The following is a 13,313-nucleotide window of genomic DNA, read 5'->3' as shown; positions in this document are numbered from 1 at the left end:
CTCGCGCAGGTGGAAGCGGCGACCGCGGACTGGGCCGAGTGGTTCAACCGGTCCCGGTTGCACTCATCGATCGGGTACGCCACGCCGATGGAGTATGAGAAGGCGTGGGCGCAGGCCAGCAACGACATCCAGCACGAGCTGGACCTGCAGCTGGAAGGCGACCACGCTGACCTGGGAACACCGGCCGTGAACGCTGCCGTGTGAACCCTGCTGGATGAACCCCCGAGGCACCCGCCGCCGGGAGAACCCAGCCTCTACCAAACCCAGGGCGTTTCAGGAAGCCAACAGCATCACCCAGCGCACCGCAGGAGCCCACTTCCCGGCCGTGAAGACGTTGGCGGAGTTCAACTGCGACCACCAACCCTCCCTGCGCCGCGACGTCCTGGGACACCTGGCGACCGCGGCGTGGGTGTCCCGCGCGGAGAACGTGGTGGTGCTCGGCCCACCCGGCACCGGCAAGACCCACCTGGGCATCGGCCTGGGCGTGGCGGCCGTGCACGCAGGGCACAAGGTGCTGTTCGACTCCGCGGCCGGGTGGATCCGGCGGCTGTCGGATGCTTACCGCGGCGGCAACGGCGCCCTGGACGCCGAGCTACGCAAGCTGGCGCGGTACAAGCTGCTGATCATCGATGAGGTGGGGTACATCCCGATCGGTCCGCACGCGGCGAACTTGTTCTTCCAGCTGATCGCCGCCCGCTACGAGACCGGAAGTGTGCTGGTCACCAGCAACATGCCGTTCAAGCGGTGGGGGGAGATCTTCGGGGATGAGGTGGTGGCCGCGGCGATGATCGACAGGTTGGTGCACCACGCTGAGGTGATCGCCCTGTCTGGGGAGTCCTACCGCACCCGCGCCCGACGCGCCGCCATCAGCGCCGACCCGGCCGCGGCGATGCGCGCCACCCCCACCCCCGCCCCCGTCGCCGTCCCCGCAACGGCTGTCGTCCCCGCCGGTGCGCCCGGTGGCACGGGCCAGACGAGTCAGGCCAGCGCCGCCGGGCTGGAGGGACAGCGATGAGCACCGCGACCAGCCCCGCCCCGCAGCACGAGCCCCAGCACGAGGGCCAGCACGCCGCCGAGCACGAGGGCCAGCACGCCGCCGAGCACGAGGAGCGTCGCCGGGAATCGTGGGAGTACGCCGCCGTCCACGAGGTCCTCGTGGACGAGCACACCGACGGCATCGCCGACGCCGCGCTGGCGCAGCTGGCCAGCGTGCGACAGGCGTGGCTGGGTGACCCGCTGACGTCGATCGCGCTGATCACCGCCCTGGTCCAGCAGTACCAGCGGTACCTGCCGGAGCTGGTGGACGAAGCCCGCCAAGAAGAGGCCAGCTGGGCGCAGGTCGCCGCCGTACTCGGGATGCCCGCGGACGTGGCCGCTGAACGCTACGACCCCGACCGCCGCGCCGACCCCGCCAGCCGCATCGAGCACGGGCACGGGCACCAGATCGAGCACAGCCGCCCTGTCGAGCGCGGGCGCCCGTTCGCGCCCGAGCCGACACCGGACCCAAGGTCAGAGCCGATACCAGACCCGACGCCGGATCTGCTGACGAGCCCGCCGCCGGCCGGCAGGTGGGACCCGGCCCCGTTCCCGCACTTCTGAGCCACTGCGGCGGCGCGGAGCCACCCGGGCCCGCGCCGGCCGCGGCCACCCGGGGGGTCAACGCCGCCGTCGAGGGGTCAACCGCCGCCGTCGGGTGGGGTCAACCTCGTCCGACGCCGCCCGCCACGAGCTCACCGGCCGCCGCCCGAAGCGCTGCCTGAGCTGTCACGAACCGCTACACACCGCATCTGGGGGGTCAACTTTGGCCGGGCAGGGGGTCAATTTGCGAGCGCCGTTGACAGTTGTACCCGTAGGCCACCCCCTGCTGGGCGTAGCCGTGCATCTGGCGCATCGTGTCGTCGATGTCGATGTAGGTCACCGCCGCACACGAGGCCAGCGGCCTCAGCAGTCCACTGGCGCGGTGCAGCCGCAGCAGGAAGCGGCTGTTCACGGCGTCGAGTTGGCGGATGTGGCCGAAGGTGTACGCCCGTAGGTGGGTGCCCAGGGTGGAGGGCGCGCGGATGCCGGTGAAGGCATCTTCGGTGGCGCCGTGGCGCAGAAGGTCCAGGTCATCGATGCAGTCGGCGCCGGCGGCCATACCCGCCACGATCGAGGTGACTTTGGCGGCGGCGTTGGCGCCGGGGCCCTTGCCAGCGGCGACGCTGAGGTGCTCGTTCAGCAGTGCGGTCAGGTCGGCGCGCTCGGCCAGGGTCATCAGGGGCGCCAGGCCTGCGGCGGGGATCAGGTTGGTCTCATCGAAGGTGTGAGGTGAGGGATTGATTCCGGACCAGGGACCCCAAGTAGAATTGGGGAAACGGGAAGGAAAACATGTCAGGTCGGAAGTACACCCCAGAATTCCGAGAACAACTCGTCCGCGAAGTCATCGACACCTCACGCACCATCGCCGAAGTCTCCCGCGAAAACAACGTCCCCGGACAAACACTCGGAATCTGGGTCAACGACGCTCGCCGCGCACGGCAAGAAAATTCCGAAAACGGCGACGGGCAAATCACCGAAACGGAAGTGGCTGAACTGGCGCGCCTCCGCAGAGAAGTCCAGAAGCTCAAAGCCGAAAAGGAGTTCCTGGGAAATGCGGCAGCCTTCTTCGCGAAGGAGTACCGGTGAAAACCAAGTACTCATTTATTCTTTCCGAAGAAGGTAACTACTCCATCCGCGACAGGTGCACCTGGTTGGGCGTTTCACGATCGGGCTACCACGACTTCAAGACCCGCCCCAAGAGCTTCACCGCCCGCTGGCGCGAAGGACTCACCCGGATGATCATCAAGGTGTTCCACGCCAGCGACGCCACCTACGGCTACCGCCGCGTCTGCGCCGAAGCCGCGCGCAAGGGCTGGCCCGCCGACCCCCAGACCGTGCGCACCATCATGGCCGAGCAGGGCCTGGTCAGCGTGTGGACCACCCGCCGGCGCCGCGGCCCGAAGACCACCGTCCCCGGCGCCGGGAACTACCCCGACCTCATCAACCGCGACTTCACCGCCACCGAAGTCGGCACCAAACTCGTCGGAGACATCACGTATATCCCCACCTGGGACGGGTTCGCCTTCATGGCCACCGTCATCGACCTCGCGACCAAGAAGTGCGTCGGATACGCCATCGCCGACCACATGCGCACCGACCTGGTCATCGAAGCCCTCGCCATGGCCCGCCGCAACGGAGCCGTCAAACCCGACGCCATCTTCCACTCCGACCGCGGCACCCAGTACATGTCAGCCCAGTTCGAGAAGTACTGCGACACCCTGAACATTCGACGCAGCGTCGGACGCACCGGCATCTGCTACGACAATGCCGCCGCCGAATCCTTCAATGGAACCCTCAAAGTCGAACGGTGCGACCGCACCGCCTACCCCAGCGTCGAACATGCCCGAAAAGACGTGACACGCTGGGTCGAATTGCGCTACAATCAGACACGCATCCACTCCTCGTTGGGATACCGCACACCCAACGAGATGGAGAGGGAACTACTGCTCACCGCCGCGTAACTACGATTATCAGCGGTCCGAAATTGATAATTCACCTCAGTGACATCGACGGTGTAGGCAGGGTGGGAGAATCGCACCTGGCGGGTGTCCTTCTTCTGGTCGTGACGGGTTCTGTCGCAAGTCCCATCGTCCCAGGTAGATCGACACCCGCCGCTACGTGATCAGCCCCAGGCCCGCACCGACGCGGTGGATCGAGGCTGAGGGCAGCCGGAGCCGGGAGATGACGGTTCGGGTGGGAGCAGCCCTGACAAAGCCGGGGTGGGCCAGCACTGCCAGATGGTGCGCGCCCGGCGAGCGAGGTGGAAAGGAATACGCGAGGAACCTGCGCGATTACGTCCCTCAACATGTAACCGACCCGGAACCTGGCGGATGCGGGTCGGATGCAGCATGCATCCCCGTCATGGCAGTAAAGGAATTCGCGAAGACGGGGAGAACTCACAGGCTGTTCTGAGTCTGACGGCCAGGAGACCACGGTGAAGTGCTGCGGGGTAGTCGTGGTGATGCTGCTGGGACATAGTGGGGCTCCTCATCCACCGAGAGATTCACAGTGAACACGGGAACCACCACCGGTTTCCCGTCGCCGCGTGCGTCCAGTGCGCCGGCTGTCAACGGCGGCTAGAAATTGACTCCCTGCAACGGGGCAAGCAACTTGACGCCATGGTGACGTGGAGAGCCCGGTGCGATGAGAGTTGCACTCCGGGTTCGGCGAGCGGCCTGGGGAAACGGACCAGCGTGAGCTGGGACCGCGCCCCAGGCCGACTCAATGCCACGTAGCTTAGTTTGATCTTGGTGTTGTGGGGGCTGCCTGCTCCGCTGGCGCGGACGGTGCTGTGATCGAGGGGTGGCTTCCCCCACTTCCCCAGCTGGCCCCACCCCTGACTCACCGGCCCTGTGGTCTGCCCCGGCGGTGCCGGGCGCCGGATTGCCCGCCCCGACGGGGCCGGGTGATCAGGACCGGGCCCGGTATGCCGGCCCGGACGGGCCGCTGGCGATCGGGGCGCTGGCCGGGGTCGTGGACCGTGACGTCGTGGACACCGCGATCGAGAATCACCACGCCGGTGCCCGCCGTGCCGGAGGCCGCCTACCGCCGTGGGTGCTGGTCTACCTGCAGCTGCTGATGTGGCTGTTCCCCACCGACGACTACGAGGAGGTCGCCGAACGGTTGACGGGGGCGTGGCGGACCTGGACCGACCGCGACCCGTGGTGGGCGCCGGTGACCGCCTCAGCGATCAGCCAGGGCCGCACCAAACTGCCCTGGCAGGTCATGGCCGATGTCTTCACCCAGATCGCGGTCCCTGTCGCGGCGCCGCTGGCGGCCGGTTCGTGGTTGGCCAGCCAGGGCGGCGCCGACCAGCGCCGCCTGTTGATGGTGGTCATCGACGGGTTCGACCTGGACGTGTGGGACAGCCCCACCAACGCCGGGTTCTTCGGACGCTCCGGGACCGTCACGCGCGCCGACGGGTCCTCGGGTTCACCGTTTCCCAAGGCTCGGGTGGTGGTCATCACCGAGGTCGGCACCCACGTCCCGTTGCACGCCGCGACCGGTGCGATCACCACCGGCGAGGCGAGTCTTGCCGCGCAGCTGTACCCGCGCCTTCAGCCGGGACAGGTCCTGCTCGCCGACCGCAACTTCCCCTCCTGGACAGCGTTGGGTCAGGTGGCCGCGGCGGGTGCGGAGGTGGTGTGGCGGGCGCGTACCGATCAGCGTCTGCCGGTGCTGGTCGAGCATGCTGATGGGTCCTACACCTCGGTGATCATCAATCCGGAGGTGCGGGGCACACGGCGCGATGCCGTCAAGACCGCCGCCAAGGCCGCGGCCAAGGCCGCTGTCGAAGGTCTCAGCGCGCAGGGCGCTGCGGGTGGTCAGGGCACTGCGGGGGCTGCGCTGGACCCTGCGCAGGCTCGCCTGGTGCGGGTCGTCGACTACGAGATCACCAACCGGGGTCCGGGGACCCCAGGCTCGGTCACCGTCGATGCCGACGAGCGGGAGATCATCACGGTGGTCACCACGCTGCTGGACCCGGTTTCCTTCCCCGCGGCCCTGCTGGCGCAGACCTACCACGAGCGGTGGGAGGCCGAGACGGGCTTCGCGAAGGTCAAGACCTGTCTGCGGGACAAACGGGAGGTGCTGCGTTCACGGTCCCCTCAGCTGGTGCTGCAGGAGATCTGGGCGTTGATGATCGTGCACTACGTGCTGGCTGCGACCGCCGCCCAGGCCGCCGAAGCGGTCGCTGTGTATGACGGAGCACCGCCGGCCCCACCCGCATCGCATGGTCGCGTGATCCGGACCCACCCCCACGACGACCACGACGACCACGAGCGCGACGACCACGACGACCACGAGCGCGACGACCACGACGACCACGAGCGCGACGACGAGGAGCGCGAGGTGCCTGTGCGTGCCGAGGCGCCCACCGCATCCTCGACCGCGCCGCCCCAGCCTGACCAGCAGCAGCAGCAGGCTGACAGGCACCGGCAGCAGGAGCGACAGGACGAAGACGAGGAACACGAAGGTCTGGACCCAGACCGGGTCCGCTACAGCCGGGCCCTTCGCACCGCGCGCCGCACCGTCACTGACGGTCCGGCGTCTTTCCCCCCCTGAGCAGGCACAACGCCTGCGCCCAGTGGTCTACGCGGAGATCACCCGCAAGGTCAACGGTCCTCGCCGCCACCGCAGCTGCCCGAGGGCGCTCAAGAGCACCCACGCTGCCTACCCGACCAAGAAGCCGAGCGCGCCTGCCAGCATCCGCCACGACAGCCCACCGCAGGTCCACGTCTTCGGGGCACCCACCGCAGCATGATCAAACTAAGCTACGCGGCATTGGCCCCTGCCCTGGGGGGTGGTTCGCCTGCACGGAGAGAGAAACAAATACGAACAAATAGAGACTCACGCTCGGCCACCTCAAAAAATCAAAAACAAAGCCCATGTACAGGAAGGCAAGCACGACAGTCGCGACCACTCCCTGGCTACTCAGGGTCTTCAATGCCAGAATGAGTGCCAGAATGAGCAGGCAAGCGATACCGCCACTCGCAAGAGTCGTAACCCACTGGTTATCAACTACATTAAAACCGTTGCGTTGCAAGAGGCCAATCGATCGCAAGTAATCCTCAGACCCGAGACCGTTGCCGATGAGAGTCTGCAGGAATGGCCGATCCAACAGCCCAGGAACCGCTTGCAACGCCGCAGAGCGGTTTGTGTATGAACCGGTGCGTTCGATGTTTGAAGACGCCCTGCCCAGGATATTGGCCAGGATGGAGATCCCGGCAGTTGATGCCAGAATATAAACTATACGCGTAGGCCACGCGCCTACGCGCGTAATCCCCTTCAAGAGACCCAAGACGAGAAGACAAAGTACTGCACTTCTCGTCCCGGAGAGCACTAGGAACGTAGCGAACCAAACCGTAAGAAAAAATTTGAGTGAGGGTCTGCGTACAGGTGCGTTGCTGGTGTGCAGAACTGCGAGACAGAGAAGCACGGCCAAGGAAAAGGGGATGGGGTGGCCCAGTGAACCTGTTACCCGAAACGAGTCAAAAGGAAGAAGAGGGTTCTCCAACAGTACGCTGGTGCCATCAGCATAGCGCCCATATCCCCCTATAAGCGGTGGATTACCTAAGGCCTCATAGCCGGCTAGGAGCGTCTGCACGAAACCGGCGCAGAGCGCAAACATCTTAAGCCCCTGAAGTTCTTGAAATTTCATGCGCGCTCCATGGAGTGCCCCCAAAACGTATACGCCGAAGAGGCAAATGTAATAGATGACCGCAGCCGGATTCTGGAAAGCTGTCGAAAGCAAAAGGAGGAAAACCAACAAGACCAAGGAAATCAACCACTTCCTGGTGTCGCGAGAGCTCCTCTCTCGCGACAGGCACAGCCCGAAAAGAAGCACGGCCAGTGCCCCGTACACGCAAATGAAACGAAGTGACTCAGGCAGCACCGGAGATCCAAATAAACTAAGCAAGGACACCGCACCACAAACAGCCGCCATACCGCTGAAGCCAACGCGGGCTGTTCCCACCACAAATAGTAGACAAACTGCCGTGCTTGCGACCAAAAGTGCAGTCATGACTGGACTCCAGTTCGGCCGCTGAATCGGCGGAAGATGCGCACACCGCTTAAGAAGTACAGTTGAATAGCGAGTCCTAGCAATTCAGCCGAGAGTACGCCTAGCATTGCGCCTGATACCCCTCCGTAAAGGGATCCTACCGATACTCCCACCACGCCAATCAGAGCTGATGGGAGTATTGCATGCGTTGTCCGATTCTCCAATCCCCGAGCAATTAGACCTAAGCCCGCTCCTCGAGATGCGCAGATCGTAGAGACGACAGCCCCGGCCAGCCAACACTGGAGATCGGTGACCTCCACAACACCTGAGAAGATGTGCGACAGGGCCCAACGACTAAGGAGGGCCAGTATCACTCCGGCCATTGCCCCCAGGCCAGCGTTCAGCCAGAAAGCTTGCCGAGATCGCTTCAGCCGAATGGCCAACTCTCGCGGATGGCCCACCCACTGCTGCATGCGAGTGGGAGCGACGGCAAGGAGACTCAAGAGCATTCGCGTTAGTCGATCGAGAGCTGCGTAGATGGCGGTGGATTGCGGGGAGATGGCGCTCACGATACTTACCGGCAGCGCAGTGTATAGAGAGCTAGTACCCCGACCCACGATTAGAACTCCCTGGGCCCGAAGAAGGGCTGGGGCTTCTCTCCAGTTGCCGACGCGGGGCGCGTTGTCCCAGCCCACAAGCTTGAGTGCGATGACCACGGAGACAAGGACCTGAACAATGGTTAAGAACCCCCAGCTCCAGAGTGGAAGCCCCAGCCACAGCAGGCCCGCAATGCAAGCCGAGAACCCAAATTTTGGGATTGAATCCGCCCATACAATCCAAAGCGGTCGATTCATGCCAATGAAGAACCATGCGCTGCTGAGGGCCGCTAGAGTGGAACCAACTGCCGCAAGCGATGCACTCAGGGGATTGTTAGCAACCAGCAGCGGCGCAGTCACCGACACGACGGTGCAGCAAGCCGCAGCAGCCAGTAGCTTACTTGCTAGAGCTCGGCGATACAGGAGACTGCGATACTTCGGCCCGGCGCGCGCAACCCGCTGCGGTCCTAGCACGCCCCAGCCCAACTCTGCCAAGGCACAAGCCGCGATGCCAAGGGATTGGCCGACGGCAACGCTTGCCCAGCCTGCCGCGCCAAAGCGGGAAGAGGCGACAGGAAGAATCATCAAGGGAGCCAGTAACCCTGCGCTGGGGACTACAACGTACAAGGCCATGTCGGCCAGGTGCTTCCGGTAAGTGGCAGCCCGGCTCCAAGAAGAGCGTTTCGTTGAAAACTGGACGCGGCTAGCCAAAATCGGCGCAGATCTTTGTGATCACGTCTTCCAAGTTTCTCTCCCCGAGGAGCGAGAGAGAGAATTCATCGCCAAGGTTTGTAATTGATGACCCGCTAACGATCTCATAGATTGCTGTGCCAAGCTCAATGGGATCTGATTGCTTGGCGATTAGACGAGGATGACGGCCGCTCCGAACCGCCGATAGCTCGTTCGTAATCGCAATCCCACCGGTGCTAACCATGTCCAGCGGAGGGTGAGACGGATGCGGGCTGGCTTGCAGTGACAGTAGAACCTCCGATGAAGCTAGAAGATCAAAGTAATCATTCCAGTCCAGTTGGCCAAGGGAATCTAGGAACGCGGACTTACTCAGTCGGATTCTCTGGTGAGCCTCGCCAATCGATGCGTACGTTACCTGCAAGCCCGCTTGGTCAGACAGATAGGCGCAGTATCTGAGGGCACTGATGCCAACGGAAAACATGTTGCGTGGCTTGGATGGGCGCCCATAGAAAAGAACACGATGTTTCCGTTCTCTTCTGATTTCCGATGTCAGCGTCCCCAGTCGCCCAACCGAGGGGCTAAATACTTGAAGCGAATCTAGCGGCAGCGATTCGCTCTTTGAAAGGTGCTCGGCGAGGTCGACGGAATTGACCATCATCGTGAATCCTGCATGGTAGGTAGCCCGAGCGAGTTCTGAATCCGTTGATGCCGGATGAAAAACTGGCTCATAGTCCTGGATCAAATATAAGACCCGCTGGCCATCCATGACGCCGAGGTTGCATGAGATTTGGATCGCGTGTGCAGTCGTCCAGTGAGTGGCTATCCAAAAGTCCATCGGCGAACACATCGCTTTGCGGGTCTGTGACCAAGTGCAAATCTCTAATTCAACTTCGATCGGACGCATTTTCTGGGAGACCATGTTCTTGAGCATTGTGGTGTCATCCTTGAACCAGGGACCGCCAAGCGTCATAAGCCTCAATGGGACACCTAATGCTCCGGCCAGATAGTAGCCAGCTCTGATCGCCGTCATGATACCGGCGAACATTGCATCCGCCTTCAACTCAGGCAGGAGTAGGTTCACCCTTGCGGATTCCCGTGGATCGATCTTGATTCGCGCCAAACTCAACGAGCTGCCAGAAAGGTCTCGGAAAGGATAGTGCCGAGAACCGGGACTGCAACTCATGGTTGTGACATAATGTGATGTCTTAGCCCTAATCCTGCCAAACTGATGCTTAACTTCTGCAACGGATGCTGATGCCATCAAGGTTCTCCTGCCGTATCGAGAGCGAGGCGCAGCGCTGTGTACCTATCATTCACGTAATCCTCTAGGCGCGGCCCTATAGTTCGAGCCAGCTTAACCCGTTCTGTAGACCAGTACGACGGATTCGAGATTAGCCCGATTAGACGCTGCGCCAAATCCTGGGGGCTGCTGACCTGAATGAGAAAGCCTTCCGCTGATGGCTCGATTTCACTCAGAGCACTGGTTCTGCGAGTCAAGACGGGTCGTCCCGCAGCCAGCCCCTGCCAGACTTTGTTTGCAATTACTGAGCGAGCTTTCGGGCTATCGCCAAAGATGCCCAGAACAATTGAACTCTCGCTGATGTATCGAACTAACTGATTTTCGCTGACTGGCTCGTGGAACGTGCAGCGTTCTGAGTACCGGGCCCCTCGAACTCGATTCTCAATGCGCGCCCGCTCAAGGCCGTTTCCAACAAATCGAACCTGCCAGTCAAGTTCTAGCGGCAACTGTGCTAGTGCATCCAGCACCCAGTCGAGTCCATGGAGCGGAATGTAGTTTCCGTAGTACAGAATGGTCCATCGGCCACTAGTCGGCGCGCCGACGTCATGGGAGTAGATTGATGAGGCGCCTACGGGCAATACTATTGGAGTCGTTCGCGCATAATACTTTCGTTTCAACATCTCTGCCCGACTATCGGTGTCCGTTAGTAGAGGGTTGCCGAAAATGGCCGCCAGTATGTCTAGCGCCTTAGTTGCAATTGCCTGGACCGGCGTTGCTCCGCCAACATCTTGAACGCGAGTTTCGTAGAGGCCGACGAACCAGTCAATCGCTAAACGTGAATTCATGAGAATCCGCAGCGTAAGGGCAACCGGGAGGTACTTCAATGAGAACTCGGCCAACAGTATGAGATCAACGCCTGGGCCTTTGTGAGCAAGTCCCGATCTCAAAAGGTTGAGACTTTTTCGAAGGTACCCAGGTCGATCATCGATGGTTATGCTGTGAACTGTCCATTGAAGCCGATCCTCAAAATAGCATCTGATGCGCTGATTTCTTGGGTAGGATGTATCAAGAACCCCCAGGTAGAGCAGATGCTTCATTTGACTCCCTCCTCGGATGGATAACTAGCGCAGCATGCAAGACTGACTATTTGCGGTTATATTCTGAATACGCTTGGCCTGCAGCTGCATAAAGATAGCCAGTGCCACGAATTATCATTCGCAGGGCCTTTGCGCCGGTGGCGCTCTGGTTGATATATGGGTGGGTGACTAGCAGGGCGACGCCAGCCCAAAGGCGGAGGAAGCCAAGGCCGAAGACTCGAACGTGCGCGGCGATCCTATTGTCCAAAGCAAGTTGAACGCGGGCATCGGTATTGCCGGCCCGAAATGCTCGCTTGATAAACCATCGGGCATTTGCTCTCTCTGGTGGAATTTCTTCATGCACTCGAGCAGTTTTTTCGAAGAAGATAAGACCGCCAGCCTGGGTGAAGCGCCGAGTGAGCATGATGTCGGATCCACCGGTTAGACCGAACTTCTCGTCGAAGCGAAGAGTGATTGGATCATATAAAGCCTGGCTCTGGATTAGCAGGTTGTTCGTTGAGGCTGCGCTTACCATGCGAGACTCATCACGCATGTCCGCCATCATGAAATTGCCAAGGATTGCCCACGGCGGAGTCTCGGCGGGGTAGGTGTAGAATATCGGGCCCGTAATCATCCCTGCGCCACTGACTTTTTGGGCTTCAATGAGCCGTTGAAGCCAGTCGGGATCAACCGTTTCATCGTCATCCACGAAAACTAGGCGTGGGTACTCCTTTGCCTCGTCGAGAAGTCGGTTTCGCGCGGCGGCTATGCCAGGTCTAGGCTCGAGGACCACTTTGATCGATAAGCCCGTTGGCCAATTCGTTCTTGCCGCCAAAGGCGTAGTGGACCCCGGGTCATTGTCGGCGACGATAATGTCGAAATCGATGAAGGCCCGACATTGAGCCAAGGATTCCATTAGCTTTGCGAGTTTATCGGGCCTGCGATAGGTGGCCACAAGGACCGCCGTGTCAGCCCGGGTTTCGACGGTCATCTAGTAGCTCTTGTGAGGTAGGTCTTGATTATCTTGGTTACCTGAAGTTCTTTTTGCACTTCGACGTCAGTTGACTCGGCCTGCAGTCCTCGAAGATCGATTACTTGCTTCGCGGTGCTAAGGGCGGTTGGAACCCGTCCGGCTACCCAGGCCGTTCGCGATGCCGACCGCAGATTCATCGCACCCACCGATTGTCCCTCGTGAATTCGATAGGCAATGACTGGTTCGGGTTGGAAGTGGAACTGACCAGAAACCACGGAATGTACACTTAGCCACCGATCGTGGAGCCAGCCGGGGGGGATTGGAAGGGTGCGCTTGAGGTGTCGACCCGCTACTGCCATAGTGGCGCCAGTGGCAAAAGGATTAGCCAGTATGTATCGGAGCCGCGCAGCTGGGGACAGGTCATGCCATTCGGGATGGGCGGGGAAAAGCTCCTGAAGCGTGCGACCGATGGGTGTGCCTTTTTCGCCTATGAGAGTCGCACCAGCCGCAATGACCTCTATGCGTGGATTCAGTGTAAAGATCTGCAACTGACTCTCTACCCGATTTGGCAGCCAGCAATCATCCTGGTCTGATAGAAATATATAGTCATACTGCTCCCTTGTCTGATTTAGGGCGTAAGAAAAATTTGCCCCGATGCGCGCAGGGATTGTCTTTGCGTGAGTCAGGCCAGGAAGGCGGTGGATTGTGAAGATCTCGGGGTAGGCAGATCGGTAGGACAATAAAATATCCCAGGTCTTGTCACTCGACTGGTCGTCAAATATATGGACTCCGTCAACTGGGAATGTCTGGTGGACTATGGACTCCAACTGCGCCTCAAGATATCGCTCGCCATTGTGAGTGACCATGACTGCGCCTACCGTGGGATGGCTTGTAGGGGTTCCTGCTGCGCTCAAGAGGCACTCCCTCGTAACTTCGGGTTCCGTTGGATTGAGCTGCTGGCACCTTGGCGCAGGGCAGCTGTCGGGCCGGTGACCCTAGGCTGCCGTCAGCCCACTCCGCTCCGCGGCTTGGAGTGAAGGTAGCGGCGTTAGGCAAGGGTCGTCGGCCGCTACGGTCGATCCTCGTGAAGGGGATCATCCTGGCGGGGGGCTCGGGGACGCGTCTGCACCCGCTGACTCTGGGTACGTCCAAGCAGCTG

The 13,313-nt window shown here is 61.4% G+C and carries 13 protein-coding genes and 1 pseudogene; 7 read left to right on the top strand and 7 right to left on the bottom strand.

Translation table 11 applies throughout. The features are described from left to right. From BXY45_RS22180 to BXY45_RS22170, 3 genes and pseudogenes are all read left to right on the top strand, one after another. The coding region (locus tag BXY45_RS22180) for an integrase core domain-containing protein (RefSeq protein WP_146211336.1) at positions 1-204 on the top strand (204 nt) is incomplete at its 5' end. A 70-nt stretch (positions 205-274) separates the two neighbouring features. Next, positions 275-877, top strand: a pseudogene (gene istB / locus BXY45_RS22175) (IS21-like element helper ATPase IstB); the annotation flags it as partial. 134 nt (positions 878-1,011) lie between these two features. After that, positions 1,012-1,599, top strand: coding sequence for a hypothetical protein (locus BXY45_RS22170; RefSeq protein ID WP_109776711.1), 588 nt, complete (start codon positions 1,012-1,014; stop codon positions 1,597-1,599). A gap of 196 nt (positions 1,600-1,795) precedes the next feature. On the opposite strand, the gene BXY45_RS22165 is transcribed toward BXY45_RS22170, so the two are convergent. Continuing rightward, positions 1,796-2,254, bottom strand: a complete 459-nt coding sequence (locus BXY45_RS22165) for a hypothetical protein (protein ID WP_109776710.1) — start codon at positions 2,252-2,254, stop codon at positions 1,796-1,798. 113 nt (positions 2,255-2,367) lie between these two features. On the opposite strand from BXY45_RS22165, the gene BXY45_RS22160 reads away from it, so the two are divergent. From BXY45_RS22160 to BXY45_RS22150, 3 genes are all read left to right on the top strand, one after another. Beyond that, the gene (locus tag BXY45_RS22160) at positions 2,368-2,664 is read left to right on the top strand and encodes a transposase (RefSeq protein WP_109776709.1); all 297 of its coding nucleotides are present in this window, start codon (positions 2,368-2,370) and stop codon (positions 2,662-2,664) included. Then, positions 2,661-3,539, top strand: a complete 879-nt coding sequence (locus BXY45_RS22155; protein WP_109776708.1) for an IS3 family transposase — start codon at positions 2,661-2,663, stop codon at positions 3,537-3,539. The genes BXY45_RS22160 and BXY45_RS22155 overlap by 4 nt, the downstream gene beginning before the upstream one ends. Before the next feature lie 841 nt (positions 3,540-4,380). After that, positions 4,381-6,141 (top strand): IS4 family transposase, encoded by a 1,761-nt coding sequence (locus tag BXY45_RS22150; RefSeq protein ID WP_109776707.1) that lies wholly within the window; start codon positions 4,381-4,383, stop codon positions 6,139-6,141. 199 nt (positions 6,142-6,340) lie between these two features. Here the strand turns inward: BXY45_RS22150 and BXY45_RS23030 are convergent, their stop codons facing one another. The 6 genes from BXY45_RS23030 to BXY45_RS24915 all read right to left on the bottom strand — a co-directional run bounded on the left by BXY45_RS23030 (position 6,341) and on the right by BXY45_RS24915 (position 13,020). After that, positions 6,341-7,552 carry a hypothetical protein gene (locus BXY45_RS23030; RefSeq protein WP_146211335.1) on the bottom strand — a complete coding sequence of 404 codons (1,212 nt, stop codon included), beginning with the start codon at positions 7,550-7,552 and terminating at the stop codon, positions 6,341-6,343. A 44-nt stretch (positions 7,553-7,596) separates the two neighbouring features. Continuing rightward, positions 7,597-8,808, bottom strand: a complete 1,212-nt coding sequence (locus BXY45_RS24920; RefSeq protein WP_109776706.1) for an oligosaccharide flippase family protein — start codon at positions 8,806-8,808, stop codon at positions 7,597-7,599. A 70-nt stretch (positions 8,809-8,878) separates the two neighbouring features. Then, the gene (locus BXY45_RS23025; RefSeq protein WP_342799602.1) at positions 8,879-10,048 is read right to left on the bottom strand and encodes a rhamnosyltransferase WsaF family glycosyltransferase; all 1,170 of its coding nucleotides are present in this window, start codon (positions 10,046-10,048) and stop codon (positions 8,879-8,881) included. A gap of 77 nt (positions 10,049-10,125) precedes the next feature. Next, positions 10,126-11,202 carry a glycosyltransferase gene (locus tag BXY45_RS22140; RefSeq protein ID WP_109776705.1) on the bottom strand — a complete coding sequence of 359 codons (1,077 nt, stop codon included), beginning with the start codon at positions 11,200-11,202 and terminating at the stop codon, positions 10,126-10,128. A 46-nt stretch (positions 11,203-11,248) separates the two neighbouring features. Beyond that, positions 11,249-12,172, bottom strand: coding sequence for a glycosyltransferase family 2 protein (locus tag BXY45_RS22135; RefSeq protein ID WP_109776704.1), 924 nt, complete (start codon positions 12,170-12,172; stop codon positions 11,249-11,251). Beyond that, on the bottom strand, positions 12,169-13,020 hold the full coding sequence (locus tag BXY45_RS24915; RefSeq protein WP_109776703.1) for a glycosyltransferase: 852 nt from the start codon (positions 13,018-13,020) through the stop codon (positions 12,169-12,171). The genes BXY45_RS22135 and BXY45_RS24915 overlap by 4 nt, the downstream gene beginning before the upstream one ends. Positions 13,021-13,238: 218 nt before the next feature. On the opposite strand from BXY45_RS24915, the gene BXY45_RS24910 reads away from it, so the two are divergent. Further along, the coding region (locus tag BXY45_RS24910; protein WP_146211275.1) for a sugar phosphate nucleotidyltransferase at positions 13,239-13,313 on the top strand (75 nt) is incomplete at its 3' end.

The sequence above is a fragment of the Quadrisphaera granulorum genome, assembly GCF_003149145.1.
Taxonomy (GTDB): domain Bacteria; phylum Actinomycetota; class Actinomycetes; order Actinomycetales; family Quadrisphaeraceae; genus Quadrisphaera; species Quadrisphaera granulorum.
This window is presented reverse-complemented; position numbering and strand designations above follow the sequence as displayed.